Annotated in this window: 15 protein-coding genes; 4 read left to right on the top strand and 11 right to left on the bottom strand. The window is 67.8% G+C overall.

Going from position 1 to position 19,921, the window contains the following annotated elements:
- Positions 1–104: 104 nt before the first annotated feature.
- Positions 105–2,858 (bottom strand): tetratricopeptide repeat protein, encoded by a 2,754-nt coding sequence (locus ACIBAG_RS27100; RefSeq protein ID WP_399108333.1) that lies wholly within the window; start codon positions 2,856–2,858, stop codon positions 105–107.
- A 659-nt stretch (positions 2,859–3,517) separates the two neighbouring features.
- Here ACIBAG_RS27100 and ACIBAG_RS27105 point away from each other — a divergent pair.
- On the top strand, positions 3,518–6,505 hold the full coding sequence (locus ACIBAG_RS27105) for an esterase-like activity of phytase family protein (protein ID WP_399108334.1): 2,988 nt from the start codon (positions 3,518–3,520) through the stop codon (positions 6,503–6,505).
- Between the two features lie 244 nt (positions 6,506–6,749).
- On the opposite strand, the gene ACIBAG_RS27110 is transcribed toward ACIBAG_RS27105, so the two are convergent.
- Positions 6,750–7,727, bottom strand: coding sequence for a LacI family DNA-binding transcriptional regulator (locus ACIBAG_RS27110; protein WP_399108336.1), 978 nt, complete (start codon positions 7,725–7,727; stop codon positions 6,750–6,752).
- Between the two features lie 466 nt (positions 7,728–8,193).
- Between ACIBAG_RS27110 and ACIBAG_RS27115 the strand changes: the two genes are divergently transcribed.
- Positions 8,194–8,553, top strand: a complete 360-nt coding sequence (locus ACIBAG_RS27115) for an ATP-binding protein (RefSeq protein WP_399108338.1) — start codon at positions 8,194–8,196, stop codon at positions 8,551–8,553.
- A gap of 1,211 nt (positions 8,554–9,764) precedes the next feature.
- Complete coding sequence (locus ACIBAG_RS27120) at positions 9,765–11,924, top strand: Shedu anti-phage system protein SduA domain-containing protein (RefSeq protein ID WP_399108340.1); 2,160 nt, start codon at positions 9,765–9,767, stop codon at positions 11,922–11,924.
- An 81-nt stretch (positions 11,925–12,005) separates the two neighbouring features.
- Here the strand turns inward: ACIBAG_RS27120 and ACIBAG_RS27125 are convergent, their stop codons facing one another.
- The 6 genes from ACIBAG_RS27125 to ACIBAG_RS27150 all read right to left on the bottom strand — a co-directional run bounded on the left by ACIBAG_RS27125 (position 12,006) and on the right by ACIBAG_RS27150 (position 15,261).
- Positions 12,006–12,407, bottom strand: a complete 402-nt coding sequence (locus ACIBAG_RS27125) for a DUF6527 family protein (RefSeq protein ID WP_399108342.1) — start codon at positions 12,405–12,407, stop codon at positions 12,006–12,008.
- Complete coding sequence (locus ACIBAG_RS27130) at positions 12,404–13,573, bottom strand: ThiF family adenylyltransferase (protein ID WP_399108343.1); 1,170 nt, start codon at positions 13,571–13,573, stop codon at positions 12,404–12,406. The genes ACIBAG_RS27125 and ACIBAG_RS27130 overlap by 4 nt, the downstream gene beginning before the upstream one ends.
- A complete protein-coding gene (locus tag ACIBAG_RS27135) occupies positions 13,548–13,808 on the bottom strand; it encodes a multiubiquitin domain-containing protein (RefSeq protein ID WP_399108345.1) in 261 nt (86 codons plus the stop codon). Before ACIBAG_RS27135 ends, ACIBAG_RS27130 begins: the two co-directional genes overlap by 26 nt.
- Positions 13,809–14,010: 202 nt before the next feature.
- Positions 14,011–14,163: a hypothetical protein gene (locus tag ACIBAG_RS27140; RefSeq protein WP_399108346.1), complete on the bottom strand. Its 153-nt coding sequence runs from the start codon at positions 14,161–14,163 to the stop codon at positions 14,011–14,013.
- A gap of 167 nt (positions 14,164–14,330) precedes the next feature.
- On the bottom strand, positions 14,331–14,849 hold the full coding sequence (locus tag ACIBAG_RS27145) for an ImmA/IrrE family metallo-endopeptidase (protein ID WP_399108348.1): 519 nt from the start codon (positions 14,847–14,849) through the stop codon (positions 14,331–14,333).
- A complete protein-coding gene (locus tag ACIBAG_RS27150) occupies positions 14,836–15,261 on the bottom strand; it encodes a helix-turn-helix domain-containing protein (RefSeq protein ID WP_399108350.1) in 426 nt (141 codons plus the stop codon). The genes ACIBAG_RS27145 and ACIBAG_RS27150 overlap by 14 nt, the downstream gene beginning before the upstream one ends.
- A 97-nt stretch (positions 15,262–15,358) precedes the next feature.
- Here ACIBAG_RS27150 and ACIBAG_RS27155 point away from each other — a divergent pair, with 97 nt between their 5' ends.
- Positions 15,359–16,666 carry a hypothetical protein gene (locus ACIBAG_RS27155; RefSeq protein ID WP_399108352.1) on the top strand — a complete coding sequence of 436 codons (1,308 nt, stop codon included), beginning with the start codon at positions 15,359–15,361 and terminating at the stop codon, positions 16,664–16,666.
- A gap of 36 nt (positions 16,667–16,702) precedes the next feature.
- On the opposite strand, the gene ACIBAG_RS27160 is transcribed toward ACIBAG_RS27155, so the two are convergent.
- The 3 genes from ACIBAG_RS27160 to ACIBAG_RS27170 form a co-directional block, all read right to left on the bottom strand.
- Positions 16,703–17,899 carry a tyrosine-type recombinase/integrase gene (locus ACIBAG_RS27160; protein WP_399108354.1) on the bottom strand — a complete coding sequence of 399 codons (1,197 nt, stop codon included), beginning with the start codon at positions 17,897–17,899 and terminating at the stop codon, positions 16,703–16,705.
- 122 nt (positions 17,900–18,021) lie between these two features.
- The gene (locus tag ACIBAG_RS27165) at positions 18,022–18,249 is read right to left on the bottom strand and encodes a helix-turn-helix domain-containing protein (RefSeq protein WP_399108356.1); all 228 of its coding nucleotides are present in this window, start codon (positions 18,247–18,249) and stop codon (positions 18,022–18,024) included.
- 1,116 nt (positions 18,250–19,365) lie between these two features.
- Positions 19,366–19,920, bottom strand: coding sequence for a GNAT family N-acetyltransferase (locus ACIBAG_RS27170; protein ID WP_399108357.1), 555 nt, complete (start codon positions 19,918–19,920; stop codon positions 19,366–19,368).
- Position 19,921: the final 1 nt, after the last annotated feature.

Raw genomic sequence — 19,921 nt, forward strand, 5'->3', positions numbered from 1 at the left:
CCGCAAAGTCCCGTCGTCCGCCCGGAGGGCGGGCCCCGCGGCGCCCGGTGCGGCGAGAGTGCGTGCCAGGCGTCGCGGGGCAGGCGGGACTTTGCGGACACGGCCTAGGGAGCGGCGGTTGGTTCCTGGGACCAGTCGGCCAGCAGTCGCTCGGTCTCGCGGGTACGTGGGTGGTGGGTGCCCTGGACCCGGACCATGTCGGCGAGCACGGCGGTGAGTTGGGTCACGGCGGTGGTGTGGTCCCCACCGCTGTACAGCAGTTCGGCCCGCTGCTGGCGGATGCGCAGGGACCGCGGGTGGTCGGCGCCGAACACCCGCTCCACCGTCTGGTGAAGCCGCCCGAGTTGTTCCACTGCCGCGACGGTGTCTCCGGCGACACCGCGCCAGAAGGCCAGGTTGGTCTGGCAGGTCAGGGTGGTGGGGTGCTCTGTGCCAAGGCCGGCTTCCGCGTCGTCGGCCGCCGTGACGAACTGCTCGACTGCCAGGTCGTGGTCTCCGGCGATCCCGTGCCAGTAGGCGAGGTTGTGCCGGGCGATGAGGGTGTCGTGGTGGAGTCGGCCGAGAACGCTGACCAGTCCGTCGACCGCCTTCTGGTAGGTGGCGACGGCCGTCCGCACGTCGCCCGTCTCCCCGATCCACCGGCTGAGGTCGGACAGGACTCGCAGCGTCGACGGGTGCCGTGGCCCCAGGCTGCGCTCCAGGTCCCGGGCGAGTGCGGCATAGGCGTCGCGGGCGCCGGCAGCGTCCCCGGACAGGCCGCGGCACAGGGCGACATGCTCTTCGGCGGCCGTCACCAACGGATCGTGCGGGGCGAGCACAGCCCGAGCCTCGGCGGCCAGGGCGTCGAAGTCGGCCAGGGCGGCGACGATCAGCCCCGTCTCCATCCGCCAGCGGGCCTCGTGCAGCCGTATGGACAGCGTGTCCGGATCGGCCGGACCCAGACTGTCCTCGGCCTCGCGCCGGAGGTCCGCCAGCAGCCGTACGGCCTCCGTCGTGTTCCCCAAGTCGCCTTCGGCCTGTGCCACTTGCGCGCGCACCGTGAGCAGATCCCGATGGCCGGCGGGGAGTTGCCGCCGGGCCCGGTCGGCGAGCTGCGTCGCCATGGTCCGTGCCGCGTCGTGACGGCCCAGGCCGGCCAGGTGCGTCCCCAGCCTGCGGAGCAACGGGTGCATGCCGACGTCGTACCAGAGGTGGTCGCCGGCGTGGGCCAGCAGTGCTTCGGCGCAGCGGTACAGCACGGCCGTCCTTTCGGGCGCGCAGTCCGGCGCGGACCACACCTCTTCCAGGGCATCGGCCGCCGCCCTCGCGATCGCCGCGCGGCGGTCCGGCCGTACGCCGTCGCGGACCGCCCGCTGGACCAGCGAGTGCACCTCGACGACGGCAGTGCCGGACGGTTCCTGGTGGGTGACGGTGACGAGACTCAACCGGTGCAGGGCACGCAAGGCGAGCAGGTTGCTGCGTGCGGGGAGGGCGCCCCGCTCAGTCAGTGCGCCCCGCTCGGGGGGTTCGCCTCGCTCGCAGCAGCGGTCACCGTCGAGCCATGCGCGGGCTGTTGAGCTGAGCAGGACCTCCTCCGGAATGCCGTCGGGCGCCAGCATCGAGATCAATTCGAGCAGGGCACGAGCGGCTCCGGGCGGAGCCAGTGACTCCGCTCGCGCCAGGGCGAGTTGGAGGGTGCTGGTCACCGTGCCGCCGTGCTCGTCGGCGGGGGACGACGACGGGAACAGACCGGCGAGGTTCTCCCGCTCGTCGGTCAGGAGGTTCAGGTACGAGGGCAGGTCCATGCCGGTGTCGATGAGGAAGGCCGCCGCCTGGGAGAGGGCGAGCGGAAAGTGCCCGAGCACCGAGGTGAGGGCGACCAGGTCCTCCGGGCGGTGCGCCGGGAGCCCGGCCGGCCCGGCGGCGGTGTCCGGATCCAGCGACAGCCGGTCGGCCAGGTACCCGGTGGCCTCCTCGGCGGTGAACACGCCGACGGGGATCACGCGGACGCCCGGACGAAGCAGTACGGCGTCCCGCCGACGGGTGGTGACCACGGCCCGGCCGGCGTCGCCCTCCGGCCACAGCCCGGCCACTTCGCCGAGGTCGTCGACGTCGTCGAGGACCACGAGCCAGGACGTCGCGGTCGACCGCAGCCAGGCGAGGAACAGGTCGGCCTGCGTCTCGTCGTCGCTGCCGAGGTCGGTGCCGGGCGTGGCGCCCTCGCCGGTGACGCTCGCCCGCGAGAGCGCGCGCCAGGCGCGGGCATAACCGTCCAGCACGGAAGCACGGTTGTCGGCGGCCACCCAGAGCAGAAGCTCGCTTCGCCGCTTGGCACGGTGGAACGCCGCCGCGGCCAGCTGCGACTTGCCGACGCCGCCCGCACCGGTGAGCAAGATCCGCCGTACGGAATCGTCCGCCAGGCCATCGTCGATGCGCTCGGCGAACTCCTGACGCCGGCGCAGCGCGGCGGCATCGCTCGGCGGACGCCCGATGACGATCGGCGCCTGCACACCCTGAGGCCGTGCGGTGATGCGCTCCCGCAATCCGGTGGCGAGGCGGTCGCTGCGGTGCTCCCGCGCGGCGCGCCACAGACCCTGCCAGCGCGCCACCGCTGTCCGGTCGGCCGCGACGCCACCGGTCGCCTGCTCGACAGCGCGCACCAGGGCCATCACGGCCTCGAACTGGCGGGGCACCGACCGCCCGCTGGTCCATTCGCCGAGCCGACGTGCGTCAACGGTGACCCGGCGTCCGGACGGCAGCACCACCGCGCCGGCCCGCCGGGCCAGCGCCTCGTCCGGCACGTCCGGCAGCCTGCGACGCAGTCGGGTCAGTTCCGCCGCGAAGACGAGCCGAGGATCACCGGTTCCGTGCTCGCCCACCTACGGCGCCCCTTTCAGCCGACTCCACGCAAGACTCCGCCTCCGGGCAACCTCGCCTGTGACGCGGGCCGACCAAGCGCGACCGGGCGGGCAACGTCACTCGGATGTCCCCACACCTGCGAGCCTCCGCAAGCATGGTACGAGCCCGACGCCAGTACGCGCGGCGCCTGGACGAGTTCGTTCTCGGGTCAGTGTTCCCTTCCTGGGCTGCCCGCTGGATCGTGTGCAGCCCCCGCTGGTGATGACACCGGCGTAAGCGAACATGGCCAGGGCGATGTGTCCACGGCCGCCGCGTATGGGCATCGCCGCGCTGCTCAACGCCTGCGAGGCAAGCAGGCATGAGGAATTGCCGCCGAGCGGATCGACGTCCGTGAGATCGACGGTTGTGCAAAGGGTTTTGGATACCTAGCTTGTGCGCCATGGATGAGCGGGCGTCCGCCCCGACCCCAGGACGAGCGCCCGAGGACCGGTACGCCCGCCCGGCCGTCGGCGCACACCACGCCTCGCTCTGACGCTGTTCCAACGGGCCGCTGAGCGGCCCACCCACACCCCAGCCGACACAGTCCGCCCCGGTCAACGGCCGAGGGCTGGGCCCAGCCTTGCCTGTCGGCACTTCACTCCCTGCACGACCACCTCTCGGACAGAGTGGAAGGACCACCATGCGACACAGACTTCGAACGCGTCGCAGACGCACGCTCGTGGCCGGTCTCACCGCAGCCGCGCTCCTCGGCGGACTGGCCGTCGCCGGCGGGTTCGCCGCGGAGCCCGGTGGTACCGATGCCGTCGAGCAGCACGGCATACGGTTGCTGGACACCCTGACCGTGCCCGCCGGGACGAGCGAGTTCCGCATGCCGTTCGGGGGGCTGTCCGGCATCGACTACGACAAGAAGTCCGACGCGTACGTCGCCCTCAGCGACGACCGCTCGGAGAACGGCAAGGCCCGCTTCTACACCCTGCGACTGCCGCTGGACGGGACCGCGTTCGCGCACGACGAGCCCGACCTCGATGCCCTGACAGTGCTCGACGACACCACCGGCGAGCCCTTCGTCGCCAAGCAGGTCGACCCGGAGGCGATCCGCTGGACACCGGGCGGCAAGAGCCTGCTGTGGACGAGCGAGGGTGCCTCCTCGTCCGGGCAGCCCGCCTTCGTCCGCGAGGCGAGCACCTCCGGCGGCTACGAACGTGAACTGCCGCTGCCCAAGGCGTACGCGCCGGTGAAGTCCGCCTCCGGAACGCTCGTCTCGGGCGTCCGCAACAACCAGGCCCTGGAAGGTCTGACCCTCTCCCCGGACGGCAGCAAAGCCGTCACCGTCACGGAGAACGCCCTCGTCCAGGACGGCCCCGCGGCAGGGCTGACGGCCAAGAGCCCGTCCCGGCTGCTGGTGACGGACCGTGAAACCGGGGCCGCCGAGGCCGAGCACGTCTACGAGGTCGACCCGATCTCCGACGCGCCCACCGCCCCGCTGCCTGCCCCCGTCGGCACCTACTCCGCGGACCGGGGAGTCTCCGAGATCCTCGCGATCAATGAGACCGACTACATCACCGTCGAGCGGTCCTTCGCCTCCGGAGTCGGCTTCTCCATCCGCCTGTACTGGACGAGCACCATCGGCGCCACCGACGTCGGCGGCAAGGAGAAGCTATCCGGCTCCGAGAAGCCGATGACGAAGAAGCTGCTGTACGACTTCACCACCACCGGCACCGACGCCGACAACGTCGAGGGCATCACCTGGGGCCCGACCCTGCCCGACGGCTCCCGCTCCCTCGTCCTCGTCGCCGACGACAACTTCGGCTTCAACGGCAGCGTCACCAAGTTCCACCTGCTCTCCGTCCGCCCCGGGCTGCTCGCCGCCCACACCCCGGACATCAACGGCGACAACGCCGTGAACGGCAAGGACCTGGCGGCCCTTCCCGGCGCCGGCCCGGCCGGTGACCTCGACGGCAACGGCCGCACGGACGGCAAGGACATCAAGCTCTGGACGACGTACACCCGCAACTTCCCCACCGCGTCGAAGCCCGCGCGGACGGTCGACGTCCAGCTGCTGTCCTTCAACGACTTCCACGGCAACCTGGAACCGCCCACCGGGCGGGACGCCAACCTCGGCTCCAAGCTGGACCCGAAGTCCACCACGGTCGGTGGCGTCGAGTACCTAGCGACCAGGCTGAACCAGCTCCGCGAGGGCACCGAGGCCTCGCTGACCGTCGCCGCGGGCGATGTCATCGGCGCCAGCCCCTTCCTCTCCGGACTCTTCCACGACGAACCGACCGTCGAGTCCATGGAGAAGCTGCACCTGGACGTCACCAGTGTCGGCAACCACGAGTTCGACGAGGGCACCGAGGAACTGCTGCGCATGCAGCACGGCGGCTGCCACCCCGAGGACGGCTGCTACATCAAGGACGAGCCGTACGACGGTGCCGCGTTCCCCTGGCTCGCCGCCAACGTCATCGACCGCACCACCGGTGAACCGCTCCTCGCCCCCACCTGGATCAAGAAGGTCGACGGGGTCGAGGTCGGCTTCATCGGCATGACCCTGGAGGGCACCCCCGAGGCCACCGGCCAGTCGGGGATCAAGTCCGTGCGCTTCCTCGACGAGGTCCAGACCGCCAACGCGGCCGCGAGGAACCTGCGCGAGCAGGGCGTCGAGGCCCTCGTGGTCCTGCTGCACGAGGGCGGCATCCAGGCCGGCAGCTACGGCCAGTGCGACGGAATCTCCGGGCCGATCGTCGACATCGCGAAGAACCTGGACCCTGCGATCGACACCGTGGTCACCGGCCACACCCACCAGCCGTACATCTGCTCGCTGCCCGACCCGGCGGGCAAGCCGCGCATGGTCACCTCGGCCTCCTCCTTCGGCCGGGTGGTCACCGAGACCCGGCTGACCGTCGACCGCCGTACCGGCGACGTCGTACGCGACCAGGTCGCCGCGATGAACCACCTCGTCACCCGCACCGGCACCAAGGACGCCGACCAGACCGAGGTCATCGCCAAGTGGAAGGCCCTCTCCGCGCCCCTGGCCAACCGGGTCGTCGGCAGCGTCACCGCCGACATCACCCGCTCCGAGACCCGCGACGCCGAGTCCGACCTGGCGAACCTGGTCGCCGACGCCCAGCTCGCGGCGACCTCGGCGACGGACAAGGGAGGGGCACAGATTGCGCTCATGAACCCGGGCGGGGTCAGGGCCGACCTGGTGTACGCCACCTCGACGGGCGGCGAGGCACCCGGTGAGATCACCTACGCCGAGGCGTTCGCCGTGCAGCCCTTCGCCGGGTCCCTGGTGACCGTGGACCTCACCGGAGCGCAGATCGAGAAGATCCTGGAAGAGCAGTTCAACAACTCTGGCACCCGGGCGCCCACGCTCGTCCTGGGTGTCTCCAAGGGCCTGACCTACTCCTACTCCCGCAGCGGCCCGGTCGGCGACCGTATCGCCCCGGCGTCGATCAAGCTCAACGGCGAGACCCTGAATCCGGACACCACGTACCGGGTGGCCGCCAACACCTTCCTCGCGGCGGGCGGCGACGGCTTCACCACCTTCGCCCAGGGCAAGAACACCGTCGGTGGCGGTGACGACATCGCGGCCCTGACCGAGTACCTCACGGCCAGTAGCCCGGTTGCCCCTCCGGGCACCGACCGCGTCACCGAACTTCCGTGACTGCCTGATGGAGTTCTCCTAATGGCGTAGGGCAGGGCGGCAGGGCGGCAGGGCGGCAGCGGATGGTGAACGTCCGGCGAACGGTCACCCGGACCTACCCACACCGCCAACTGGCCGCGCGAGCCGCCCTGCCGCTGGGCGTCCGCGGCCAACCGGATCCCGACCGCTCGGCCACCCTGCGGCACCTCGCGGTGGGGCCGCCCGTGCCCGGCGCGGCTCATCGCAGAAAGAGCCGGCGAACACGTCAGGAGGCGGGCGGCCCCGTACTTTCCCTCACCTTCAGTTCGACAGGCAGAGTGTGCCTGGACGAGGGCGGTACCTGGTGCCGTGCGACGTACTTGAGAAGTTGGGTTGTCGCGGTGTGTCCCACGTCGTACGCGGGTTGATGGACAGTCGTCAGGGGTGGGAAGACCAGCGAGGCTGCCCTGATGTCGTCGAAACCCGCCAGCGACACGTCCTGCGGCACGGACAGGCCTGCCTCGCGGAGTGCGGCGAGGGCCCCGATGGCCATCAGGTCATTACCGGCGAAGACGGCTGTCTGTTCGAGGCGGCCGGTCGCGAGAGCTTCCGTTGTCAGGCGGTATCCGGATTCTTCCTTGAAGTCGCCGACTCGTTCGACGACCTCGCCTTCGAATGCTTGCATGAACCCGGAGCTGCGCGCGCTGCTGCTCCTGAGGTCGCTGGGGCCGGTCAGCATCAGCGCACGGCGATGCCCGAGTGTCCTTAGATGCTCTCCGACCAGGCGCCCCCCACCCTCGTGATCGGCCGTCGTGATGAGGGTGGCTTCGAGCCCTTCGACCTCCTCGTCGGCAAGGGCAATGGGGAATTGGCCCACCAGGGCGTCCAGCCGCTGTCGCGACGGGGGCGAGCCGGCCGCGTAGACCACGCCGTCGACGAAACGGCTGCGGATCAGACCCAGGTAGCGGTCCTCCCTGTCACTGTCGAACTCCGTGTTGCACAGAATGACGCCGTAACCGAGATGGTGCGCGGCGTCCTCGACGCCCTTGGCGAGCTCGGCGAAAAACGTGTTGCTGATGTCGGGGATCAGGAGGCCGATCACCGAAGTGGAACCTGCCTGCAGGCCGCGCGCCAGGGAGGCCGGCACATACCCGAGGCGGCTGACCACACTCCGGACCCGGGTGGCTGTCTGCTCGTTGACCGGCCGGTTCCCGCTGAGCACATGCGAGACCGTCGTCGGACTGACACCGGCCGCAGCCGCCACGTCCTTGATGGACGCGGGCTGGCGTCCATCGGCGGCCCGTCTCGGCGCGGCATTCTGTGGGGTCATGGTGCTGCACCGCCCACCCTGTCCGGCGGAGCCGGTGGCCCCTTGCTCACACAAGTGAGCGTAATCATCCGCCGACGCTCCGCACAAAGAAACCGCCCGCATTGGACCCTTCTGTCCGGATCTTCGTGAACTCCATCCAAAACGTTTTGGCTGTTGTGCAAAACGTTTTGGATGCCTAGCGTCGAAATCCAAGTCGAAAGGCGATGCCCCCGGAAGGCGAACCGGACCAACCCCGGTCGGATCGCCAGACACGCGTCATCACCCCGGCCGTCACAGCCGCACGAACGCACGACTGAATGCTTGCGAGAACGCCATGACATCCCTGACCTGCGTTGCATCTCCGGAAGCTGCCCCGTCCGAGAGCGTATGGCTGCTGGCGACCGCGACAGCGGCCCCCTCCATGGCCCGGCGACACGTCGCTGAGCAACTCCAGAACTGGAACCTGAAGACTCTGATCAGCGATGTCGCCTTGATCGTCTCCGAGCTGGTCACCAATGCGATCACGCACGGGGGCGGTCCCATTCGGCACTCACTGCGCCTGCTGGCCCTCCCGGATCGCACGACGAGCCTCCGGGTCGAGGTCGTCGACGGCGGGCGCGGGTGGGACGGCCCCGCTCCTCGCAGCCCATTCGCCGATGCCGACGAGTGCCACGGCCGAGGGCTCCTCCTGGTCGAGGCGCTGGCTGCGGAGTGGGGGCACAAGGTGCTGAATGACGGCCACACCGTATGGGCCGACCTCGCCGTCCCCGCAGCGGTGTGAACGAAGACCTGACGGGCTGGTCACCGCTCCTATTCGCGCCCGTCCGGTGCCAGCACCCGCCCCGGTGCGTCCGATGCCATCCTCATCCTGGACATCCAGCCCAGCCAGCAGGTCCCGGACCGTCACGTGAGCGCCACTCCCGACGCGTGCCACGCATCCGATGAGCCGTGGACCGTCGTGGGATCATTCCTCGCAGCAGTTGCACCGTCAGTTCAACGACCGTTCCGCAGACGCGGATCGGTGCGCGCCAGCGCCCTCAGCTGCACCTCGGCGGCGAACAAGACCCTTGCATCACTGCACGGAGCACACGCAGCGCGACCTCGCCAACCCGCCCGATCAGGCGTCACCGCAGCTCAGGGCGGTCACTCATGTGCAGTTCGAAGTCGAGGCGTCAGCGACCTGCCGCTCGTGCGCGACGACATCGCCGGCAACGCGCTTCGAAGTCGCGAACAGCCCCCACCTCCCCCCCTCCTCCGACAAGAGGCCACGCCGAGTGATCCTGTCTGCCACCACCCTGACCTGCGACAACCCAGCTAGGTACGCCAAGGCGTGCCGATTCGACCCGGATTCGGCCCGGCACGCCCCCGCCCCCGCCCCCGCACTAACCAGCCTTGAACTGCAACAATGCAAGTTCTGCCGATGTACCGCTCAAGAACCAGCAAGTTCTGCATTCGAGGCAGGATGGCAGAACAGGTGACGAGCTGGACGGCGGGTACGGGGCGGGGGCAAATTTCGCCACAGCATGTGTTCCAACGGGCGAACTCCACAGCGTTTCGCACCACCAGACGGCATCAAAGTATGGGTTCACACCACATGGGGCGACGCTGCAGCAGTTCCTAGCCTGTGCAGCACCCAAAGCACCCTCGCCCCCGCCCGGAAGTGACCGATATGACCGCACCCGCAGCGCCCGCTCCAACCCTCCGCCAAATGCGGAAAGTTGTAGCAGCGAGCTTCATAGGAACAACCATCGACTGGTACGACAACTCATTCGATCGGGGCTAGGACCTGCGGTTTTCCATGATTCCGGCCCTCGAAGTCAGCACGGAACCAGCACGGGGTTGGTGGCGTGCTGGCTCGGTGTTGGCAGACCAGCTACACGGCGCGCTCCAACAAGCTCAGCGCCATTGGGGCTCGATTACACAACGTTGCGAAACGCATCGGCCTATACGCTCCTCGGTGTGGCTCCGTCGGCCGCCGCAAAGGCGGCGGCTATGAGCACAATGCTGGTACGGGAACTCATCCACGAGACGCTCTGGCAACTGGTCGGCTACGGCGTGATCGATCTTGAGGACGGCCACCGGATCGACTCCGTTGGGTACCCAGCTCCCAGCGGCCTCTCCTTCAGCCGAGCGCAGCAGTACGCCTGCGACCACACCGCGCAGGGATCCACCGACACTGGACATAACTGCTACCGCCGAGGATCTCGTTCCACTGAGGACCATTTCCGCAGGCGCGGGGAGCAACTGGGCCGGGAAGTCGGGCGTCATCCCACGGGAGTCGTCCGGCGGTACTGCGGGACCCCGCTCGCGTCGCTGGGGCGGCGCCCGGTGCTGCCGTGGACAAGGCCCGCTACCTGGTGCACACCGTCGCCGATCGACGGCTCCATGGGCGAGGACATGGCCTGTTGTCAGTGCCGGCGACCATGCTGGGCGCGGGCATACGAAGACGTGCCAGCATGGGAGGGATTGGTGCAGGGATGGCTCGCGGTCGCGGACCGCGCGGTGTCGAGACTGAGTATCGAACGCAACGGCGAGCTGAGGCCTCATCATGCCGTCACCGCGGAAGCCGTCGCGGTCGGGGATCCTGTTGCCCTGTGGAGACCGGGCCGCCTCGGCGGCTTGGTGGCTGTCGGCTCTGTTCGCAGCACGGAAGACACTCCTGCCTCGGTGCTGGAGCCTTCCGCGAAAGCTGTCGTCTTCGACTTCGGCTCGATCTCCTTGAGTTCTCCCGTACCGTTGAAGGCGCTGCGTGCTGCAGGCCTCACCGCGTTCACGCACAGCGTCCGAGACACCAACCGGTCGTACTACCGGGGAGACTTCGGGTTCGTCCGCTTGGATCTGAACCGGGAGCAGTGGGCTGAACTTCCGCGCCTGCAACGGGCCGCAGCAGACAACCCCGTGGGTAGCATCCCGTGGATCGTTCCGCCGGGAACCGTCGTACGGCGTCGCAGGCTCCATGACGTGTACGGCGGGAGCCGGTCCGGCGCCGGCGGCTCCAGCGGCACCACCCCGAACACCTTCCTTTTCGTGCGGACGCAACCGGCGCCGGGCATGCAGTCGGCCCCGTCCTGGGACGGCGGCGTCCTCTCGGTGCCGGGCTGCCTTCAGAACGGCGACTACATCAGCCGGGAAAACCAGATGCTGCTCCATCACCTGCGGCGCGGATTGCCTCTGCGGGTCTTCGAGCAGCAGAGGCAGCTGTGCCGGTATCTCGGCGAGTTCACCGTAGACCAGGAAGCACCTGTCGCGTCGTGGGTCCGCACCGGCGTGCGCAAGCCAGTGAGCCGCTCGAGCGATGCGATGTGGGAGGTCCAGTTCCCGCTGCTTCGCCTGCGCCAACTGACCGGCGGCCCGTGTTTCGACACCGCCGCCGCCCCACACTTCGAGCAGGCTCCTCAGATGGATCTGGATCTCTTGCTGTCGGGCGCCGTCCGGACACCGCGTGTGCAATACGGTGCGCAGAAGGCAGCGGAGGAGTCCACAGACGCCGAGGAGGGGCGCCGCAGCCTCAAGCGCCTGCTAGGAATCGTCCAGCGCGCGCCGCAGGCCCTGGACGCGCTCGGCGCTCTCGACGACGCACAGGCTCTTGCCGCGCTCTTGCAGCTCGTGCACCGCAAGGCAGGCCTGGCGGAACTCAGGCAGGTGGCCGAGGACCCTCACGCTCTGGAACGGGACCTCCAGAGGGTTCTGCAGGGACAGTTCTGGATATTTGGGGGGCAGTTCGCGGGAGAGGCCGCACGACGCAGGCTGGTGCCCGGCGACGAGGTCGACATCCCGCTGATCCGCGGCGACGGCACGCTGCAGATTGTGGAGATCAAACGCTCGATGGCCTTGCGCGGATCACTGGTGAAGCGGCACCGCAGTGGCTGGGTGCCCAGTGCGCAGGTCCATGACGCAGTGGGCCAGGCCCTCAACTACCTGGTGCACCTGGACGAGCACCGTCTCCGAATCCGGGACCAGTTCGGCCTGGAAGCGCGGCGGGCCCGCGCCCTCGTCCTCATCGGCCATCCCGCCGCGCAGCCCGGGGTTCCGGAAGGCACGATCAATGACGTGCTGCGCACCCTCAACACCCATCTGGGCCGCATCGAGGTGCTGACGTACAAGGAGCTCCTGGACAACGCCGAACGCTCACTCGGAGACTTCACCGACTGAACCCCATCCTGCCGCCCGGTAGGACAGTGAGAGAGTGGCCACCGTCGGCCAAGCAAGGAAAGGGCAGGGCACTGCATCCCCTTATCGACGCCATCGGTCCAGGCGCCGACGCAGCCTGGCCAACGGTGTGGGGGCGGCGGCGGCACTGGCCTCGTCGAGCCGACGGCGGTCGCGTTCACGGTTGGCGGCAATTTCTGTGTCCGAGTAGCGTCGGCTCCAATGGATTTCGCCCTCGCGGATCCAGTAGTGGGACCGGCAAGGAAGCGCCCAGTTCCCAACCGAGGGGGCCAGGGACACCGTCTCGCCGTTGAAGGTGAAAGACCACTGCGCCGGTGACAGAGGTGTGATGACTTCTTCTCCGCAGCCGCAGCCGCACAGGTGACCGCAGGTGCGGTAGGAAATAGAGATGTACAGCACTCCCTGGTCCATGGTGGCAGGGAAGGTCTCGACGAATGCCGGGCGCAGGCGGCTGACAGCGGTCATGGAAGGTCCTCGTTGGCAATCTCGTTGGTGATCAGCGAGTAGGTGGCGAAGCCTTCATCTGTCGCGTCTGCGTAGATGCCCAGGAAGCGTTTCCAGCGATTGACGGCGAGGATCGCGTTGAGGGCGTTGAGGTCTGCGGTCTGGATGTTGCGTCCGTATACGTCGCGTTCGGGGGCCGGGGTCGGGATCCTTCCGCGTGCTTGTTCACGCCGTCCGGGCAGGCTTGTCGTCACGCGGAGCAGCCCGCTGAGCCGGCCGTCGATCTCCTCGATTCCCATGCCGACGTCGATGAACGGCACGTCGCGGGTCTCCAGCCAGTCCATGACGGCGGGTTTGCTCGCCGCGTCGTCGGAGGCGAGGAAGACGAAGGTCGCCCCGTCGAGGAGGGCGAGGTTGTCCTCGTCCAGGTACTGCTCGTGGGCGGTGATGTGCCGGTGCATGTGCGAGTAGAGGGATGCGAAGTAGGCGGCTTTGTTGGGGCGGCTGCGCAGGGTGTCGAGGGTGGGCGCGCCGGGTGCCCGGAAGGCGTTGTGGTTGTCGAAGCTGTCGCCGTCGATGAGCCGAATGGTGTCGACCTCGGTCTTGGCGACCTGGTCCAGGATGTAGCTTCCGGAGCCCCCCAGACCGACGATCAAGATGTGGTGGCCGCGGTAGCGGCGGTTGACGACGGCGAGGCCGGCGCGCGAGGTCGCGGTGTCCCGGTAGGCGAACGGGGTGTCCTCATCGATCTCCTGCCAGGCCGCGCCCGGGGTGGGCGTGACGGCCGGGTCGATCGCCTGGGCCTGGTCGGCGATGATGCGCGCGTAGGCGGTGACTTTGGTGTACTCGTCGGGATATCCGGCCGGGCCCGGCTTGCTGGAGAGCATGAACTGCACCTGCAGCCCGTCGGTGATGGCGCGGGCTTCGGGAGTGGCCAGCGGGAGCGGTCGGCCGTGCTCGTCGCACGGGGCCGATCCCCCGAACCAGATGCGGTGGTCGGTGCCGGAGACGAGACGGTCTCCGCTGACGGTCACCGGGTAGGCGAGGAAGCCGTACTCGATGCTGCGCGTCTGGGTGACGTAGGGGATGTGACGGGCGATCAGGTGCCCCGCCTGCAGGACGACGTCGTATCCGTCGTCGAGCAGGCGCGACACGTCCGGGTCACGAGCGAGTAGTGCGGTAGACATCGAACACCATTCCGTTCTTGACCTTCACGCTGTGGCCGGCCGTCAGGCTGCCCGAGCCGTGTCCGTCGTGGCCGCGGCTGTAGCGGACCGTGTAGGTGTCCTGCTCGGTCGGCGGCTGCCCGGGGTAAGCCAGTTCGACGGCCTGCTCGAAAGTGATCTCCTTCGTCTCCCAGTCGTACGAGCGGGCGTTGACGATGATCGTGACGGTGTGGTGTCCGTGGTCGTCGTGTGCCATCGGCTTCCTCCTGTGATGTGCGGTGTCCGGCCGGCAGGACGCCAGGGGCGGTCACTGCCGTCGGGGAACATGGCGGCCAGCCAACGGGGGACGTCTGCGTCCTGCGGCCGGTGTCCTGGTCCCGGTTGTCCGCCGTCGCCGTGACGGCTTTCCGGCCCGCTGCAGCGGGCCGGAATATGCGAGAGGCGGGCGCGAAGCCCGCCTACTTGCTCTTCTTCGAGCCGCGCGACGCGCGCTCGTTCACCGTCGTCGACGGGTGCCTGCGTACCGTCGACTGCTTGACGAACCGGCCCGTGATCGCACTCCGGCCCCGCTTCCCGCCGGATCCGCTCGCCTTGCTGGACTTGCCGGACATGACGAACCTCCTGTCCCAGAGGCCTCGGAGGCCTCTGCTGCCTGCAAGCAGTGCAGCACGGACAGTCCCACTCGGGCAACATTTTTTGAGGGACAGTTTCACTGTCATACATCTGCTCAAAAGAGGCCGCCCTGCTGCGGGCGGCCTCTTTGTGGACCAGCTGGGCTCTACGCCGTGGGATCCGCGATGACGCCGAGGTTGATGAGCCGGTAGTTCATGGCCATGTCGCTCATTTCGAAGTGCACGGCCATCAGGCGCACCAACTGCTGGGCCGTGCGGAACTCGGCGTCGCGTGCCGCGCGGCGCACCAGGGGCTCAGGGGCCAGCAGGGCAGCCGCGAAGCGGTTGGCCTCCATCTCCTCGCGGTCGGTGGCCATGCTCGAGACCGTGTCACGGAAGTTGACCCGAGTGTCGGTGTCCAGGATCAGCGGACGACCGCGATGCAGGCGCAGATGCCCGAGCTCATGCGCCACGGTGAAACGCTGCCGGTTGATGTGATGCTTCTGGTTCACGCCGATGACCTGCTCGCCTTCGCGACGCAGCAGCATGCCGGAGACATCGTCCGGCATGTCCTGCGGCAAGACGATCACGCCCAGCTTCTCGGCAAGCTGCACGGGGTCGATGGGCGCCTCGTCGATGCCGAACTCCGCCAGCAGCGTCCGCGCCTCCGCGTCAGACCTGGCCATCGCGTGTCCTCCGGTCGACCGCCGTCGCAAGGGATGCCACCGTGTCCGCGAGATACTCCGGCAGCTCGGCCACGTGACCGGGCTCCTCCAGCCCCGGCAGGAGATCGGCCGGTGCCACTCCCAGCGCCGCGGCCAGACGGACCAGCCGGTAGGGCGGCGGAGCCTGCGCACCGGACTCGATGTTCGTGATCGACCCGCGCGTCAGTCCCGTCTTCCGCGCCAGCAGTTCCTGCGTCAACCGGGCCCGGGCTCTCGCTCCCCTAACCCTCCGTCCGATCTCCGCATTGAAATCCCGCTCAGCGTCGTCCACACGACTCCCCACGATGACAGCCACACTGACATTCCAACTTAGCCCACCCTCACCAAGACCACCACAGCGGCGTCCCGCCCCCGGACGGAAAACCTCACTCACCTTGCCCCAGCAGCGCTCGCCCGAAGACCGCTACGGCGGTCGCCCCCCGGCAGAGGCGCTCTTCCACCACCCCTCACCGCGATCTACTGTCGTTTTCATGGCCAACGGGGTGTTTCACACCGGGCACGGCATCGAGATCAACCTGACGTACGAGGACCTCGACAACCCGGACTACGCCGGGCTGCTGGAAGAGATCACCCAGCCCGTCGGGCAGCGGCCCCGGAACCTGCTGCAGTGCCTGAAGGACTACCGGGGCGAGGAGTGCCAGTGCGCCCTCGCCGGCAAATCGCCGTGGATGTTCGTACGGCGCCAGCGCAGCAACGGCCACGTGACGTGGGTGGCGGCGCACCTACCGCTCACCCACGCGGCGACACCTCAGGAGAGCGACAAGCACAAGGCGATGAAGGAACGGATCGCGCGCACGGCCGCGCGGCACGGACTGGATGTGCAGACCGAGGCCCGGTCGCAGGACGGGCGGGTCATCACCGATGTGCTGGTGACCGGGGTAGGCGCCCGCATCGGATGGGAGGCCCAGTACTCTCCCATCACCGCCAACACCGTACGTCGGCGCTCCGCCAAGGCCCGCGAGCGCAACATCACGCCCCTGTGGGTCACCGCGGACGACACATCCGCTCTCATCGACCGCGCCCCCTGGACCCGCGTCGACGACGTGCCCTGGCAGAGGATCGTCTCCCCGCTCGCTCTCATCATCCGCGGCGGGGTCCGCCACCTGCAGATCTGGAAATGCACTCCCAGTAGCGAGCGTCCCTGCCCCGAGACCGGCAGCACCTGTGGGAAGTGGCACAGCGGCTGGTTCCTTCCCGCCCTGTGCCTGCCCCAGGAACGCGCCACACAGCTGGACGAACTCATCGTCACCAGCGCGGACGGGGAACACCTCCCGGTACGCTGCCGCAACCGGCACGATGCCCGGCGTGCCTCCTATCTGTGGGCCCTGGCCAGTGACGTCCGTCGTTGGCGCGAGATCACCGGCGAAACCGATGTCCCGCCCGAGTCCGGCACAGTCGACGACGAGCCGGTCACCTACACCGAACGGGAACTCGACAGTTCCTGTCGCTACGGAGAGGAAGGCCCCTACAGCAACGGCCCGCGCCCGCACCGGGACCTGAGCTCGGCGACCGGCCTGCACACCTTCGACCACGCCCCCGACCAGACCCTGCTCCAGCCCAGCAGGCCCATTGCTTTGCGCCTCACTGCGCGCGAGCGCCTGATGGTCGCTGCGGACCTGAAGTGCCCGCCCTGGGAGATCGGTCCCTGCATGCTCTGCGCCACCCCCATCCACCGTTACGGCCCCCGCAGTCCCATGGCCTGTCCCGCCTGCCGCCTCACCTCCCGGAGTCGGTCGGTCACGCAACCGGCTTCTCGCGGGCCCAGACGGGGCCGCTGACCGGGCAGTTGGTCAGCGGCCCGCGGATGGAACGAGCTATGCCGCCTCCACGACCGATTCGAACTGGAGAGGCAGATTGAGTTCTGTCTCCAGAGTGAACACGGCGTCCATCACAGATCGCAGGCGATCCGGAGCGTCAGGCATGACGTGCGCATAGGTCTGAAGGGTGACCTTCGGATCCCGATGACCCAGCCATTCAGCCATGTCCGTCACAGGCACCCCTCTGGCGAGCCCCGCCGAAGCGAAGAAGTGGCGCAACCAGTGCGTCGTGATCTTCCGTGTTATGCCCGCGGCTTTCCTGGCGTTGCGCCACAGCCGATCCACCAGCGAGTACATGAGAATGTTGGTCCGCCCGACGTTGGCGAAGAGGTAGTCGCCCTCCATACGGTTCAGCCCCTTCTCCACACGGAAGGTGCCGTACAACCGCAGGTGCTCCTTCACCTTCGCCTCGATCGTCCGCGGAAGCGGCACAGCCCGCCCCTCGTCGTGGTCGCGCCACTTGAGATGTCGGATGGTGTGCGCTCGCCCACGGCCCTTGGTGATGGCCTTCTGCCGCTTGGTCTTCGGCTCCTCGTTCGCTCCGTCCTGCGTGATCTGACGATCGACGTAGAGAAGGCCGGCCTCAAAGTCGAACTGCTGCAAGGTCACAGCTGTTGCCTCGCCGACCCGCAGGCCGCACCCCGCCATGAGCCAGACCAACAGCTGATACGGGCCCGGCAGGTGAGCCGCTATCGCCGCGATCTCGGCAAGGGTCGGAAGCCGGATGGTCTTCTTTGCCCTGCGCTTGACGCGCTGGCGGCCGGTCTTCACGTGATGGCACGGGTTCTTGGTGATGTAGTCGTTGGCGACGGCGTAGCTGAAGACTCCGCTGAGCGTCTCGTAGCGGTTGACTGCAGTTGACTCTTCGTAGCCGCGCTCCTCGACCATCCACCGGAGCCAGTCCTTCAAGTCCTTGGGCTTCACAGCCCCGATTGGCTGGCTCGTGAAGTATGGTTCGACGTGCAGCCGCAGGCTGGTCTCATACTGATATCGGGTTCCGCCAACCCGGTCGCCAGACTTGATGAACTCCCGGTACACCGCCACCAAGGGGGTCAAGAACCCAGTTGGTGCAATATAGGTTCCGAGGTCCTTCTCACGTTCGACCTTGGCCGCGAACTTGTCGGCCGGGCCATACTTGTCGAAAGATTTTTCCCGCTGGCGCCCCGTCCTGCCGCCAGGCTCCCTGTATCGCACAGTCCACGGGTGGCCGCACCTACTGGTGACACACGGATAGTGCCTACTCTTCTCGTCTTCCTTGCACTTTTGGAAGACCCGAGCCAAATTTCTCCCTTCTCAGTCGGAACTACGTCCATGGCTTAGCCATAGTTGGACTCCAAGTAAGCGACGACATCTCGCTCCCGGAACCGCAGCAACCTTCCAACCTTCTGGGGCCTGATCCCCCAAGCCCGGTACTTGTTCTTGATCGTCATCTCGCTGACCTGCAACCACTCCGCGACCTCCGCCGGAGTCAGGAGTCGATAGCTTCCACCCTGCGGCATTCTGAAATCCTTTCTGAGTAGACGATGGCAGCAGCATCTGCGCATAGGACGCGTGGTGGTGAATCCATGCCACCGCCACACACTCCTCGACCAGAGGACACACCGGAGCCGCAGGCGACCCTCATTACCTCCTTAGGTGTTGCGTCCCCCAACTGCGTGCGCGACGACTGCCGCCGCACAGGTCTGTTGCGACCGCCTTCAATGGTCGTCACGATCACCGGTTAGGCTAACCGGTGATCGTGGTCTATGTTGCGCCCCGGCACAGAAGGCATCACGGACCGCTGCCAGCCGAAGAAGCACGGACACGCCGGGAGCCGGAGGTCGAGGGATGCGTCGTCCGTCACCTGCACCAAGAGCCCATCTTTCACTGACCTCTCGCTGAACTGTGTTTCCGGGATGTTGTAGGTTGACATGACCCCAACGCAGGTTCCAGTCCTGTGGGAAGGTTCCCTGTCTGCCGTGGGCGAATGCCGGCACCGAGAAAAGGCCAAACAGAATCTCAGAAAACGAAGTCCCTGGGTAGTGAAGTTGGCGTCCCGCGCAGGGTTGCTCAACTCGTGACAGAACTAAGCGAGAGGTCCGGTCCTGCCTGACCAGTACTCCGTCGCGGATAGGCCTGGATCACGTAAAGACGGTTACCGGTTTGACGGACATCGCGCGCAGCGGCAGGCACGTCGGCCCACACCAAGCCAACAACTCACCTGTGGGAAGCGGTACCCGCCGGAATCGCGTGACCACTCGTCCTCCGGTAGTCCTGCTGCCAGTCTCTGCGCGATCCGCGCGCAGCGCCCGGCGTACGCCGGAAGATGCGAATATGGCTGCATCCCAGGTCTCGCGCCGGATCTCCCCATCGGGCCAGACGTACGCGCACCCTCGGTCACCTGTCGAGAGGACCAGTTCCTGCAGGTGGCATTGGCCGTCTCAAAGGCACCAAGAATGACCCATTCCTGATTGCTAAGGACGGTCAGCAAGAGGCTGGCCGACGCGGTGCCGGGCGCTGCAACCAGCCCGGGAGCGCGGCAGCGTGCCGCCACGGTGCGCTGGTAGGGGTGCGTGAGGGTATCGGCCCCAACAATGCTTCGATTACGGCCTCGACCTGGAGCGTGCTGTATGCGCAGAGCTAATTGGGACCGCCAGCAAACCATTTCCGGCGGCTGGAGTTCACCGACACGATGCTCTCCACTCGTCCTCAAGCATCGCGTGCACAACCGAGTCACGCCATTGGCCGGCCTTGTTGATGTGGCCGCGGATGGTGCCTTCCTCGACCATGCCCGCGGCCGTCATGGTCTTCGCCGAGGCTTCGTTGTGTGGAGAGCGCGCCCCCCAGATGCGGTGCAGGTCGAGTTCCTCGAACCCGAGCCCGAGGAGAAGGCGGACGGTCTCGCGACCGTAGCCGACACCCCAGGCGTTCGGGCGCAGCGCGAAGCCGAACGTGGCCCCGCGCGGCTGGTGGGGATCCATGGCGAGTCTGCCGAACCCGATCAGTTCGTTCGTGCCCCGTTCGACGACAGCGAGCGCATACTCGCTGCGGGGCTTAGCCGTGGCCGAGGCGACGGACCGGGCCACGATCTCGCTGACCTGCTCGCGAGTGCGCGGCTCGAACGACAAATGCTCCGTCGCCTCGGGACTGCCATAGATGGCGAGCACTGCGTCGACGTCCTCGATGGTGAGCTCACGTAGCTCAAGGCGCGAGCTGGAGCGCTTGACCGGGTACATG

The sequence above is a fragment of the Streptomyces sp. NPDC051243 genome (assembly GCF_044455405.1).
Classification (GTDB): domain Bacteria; phylum Actinomycetota; class Actinomycetes; order Streptomycetales; family Streptomycetaceae; genus Streptomyces.

Excerpts from the sequence above, each read along its gene's own strand:
- ACIBAG_RS27105 (WP_399108334.1), top strand. The coding sequence starts at position 3,518 with ATGCGACACAGACTTCGAACGCGTCGCAGACGCACGCTCGTGGCCGGT.
- ACIBAG_RS27115 (WP_399108338.1), top strand. The coding sequence starts at position 8,194 with ATGGCCCGGCGACACGTCGCTGAGCAACTCCAGAACTGGAACCTGAAG.
- ACIBAG_RS27120 (WP_399108340.1), top strand. The coding sequence starts at position 9,765 with ATGAGCACAATGCTGGTACGGGAACTCATCCACGAGACGCTCTGGCAA.
- ACIBAG_RS27125 (WP_399108342.1), bottom strand. The coding sequence starts at position 12,407 with ATGACCGCTGTCAGCCGCCTGCGCCCGGCATTCGTCGAGACCTTCCCT.
- ACIBAG_RS27130 (WP_399108343.1), bottom strand. The coding sequence starts at position 13,573 with ATGTCTACCGCACTACTCGCTCGTGACCCGGACGTGTCGCGCCTGCTC.
- ACIBAG_RS27135 (WP_399108345.1), bottom strand. The coding sequence starts at position 13,808 with ATGGCACACGACGACCACGGACACCACACCGTCACGATCATCGTCAAC.
- ACIBAG_RS27140 (WP_399108346.1), bottom strand. The coding sequence starts at position 14,163 with ATGTCCGGCAAGTCCAGCAAGGCGAGCGGATCCGGCGGGAAGCGGGGC.
- ACIBAG_RS27145 (WP_399108348.1), bottom strand. The coding sequence starts at position 14,849 with ATGGCCAGGTCTGACGCGGAGGCGCGGACGCTGCTGGCGGAGTTCGGC.
- ACIBAG_RS27155 (WP_399108352.1), top strand. The coding sequence starts at position 15,359 with ATGGCCAACGGGGTGTTTCACACCGGGCACGGCATCGAGATCAACCTG.
- ACIBAG_RS27165 (WP_399108356.1), bottom strand. The coding sequence starts at position 18,249 with ATGCGCAGATGCTGCTGCCATCGTCTACTCAGAAAGGATTTCAGAATG.
- ACIBAG_RS27170 (WP_399108357.1), bottom strand. The coding sequence starts at position 19,920 with ATGTACCCGGTCAAGCGCTCCAGCTCGCGCCTTGAGCTACGTGAGCTC.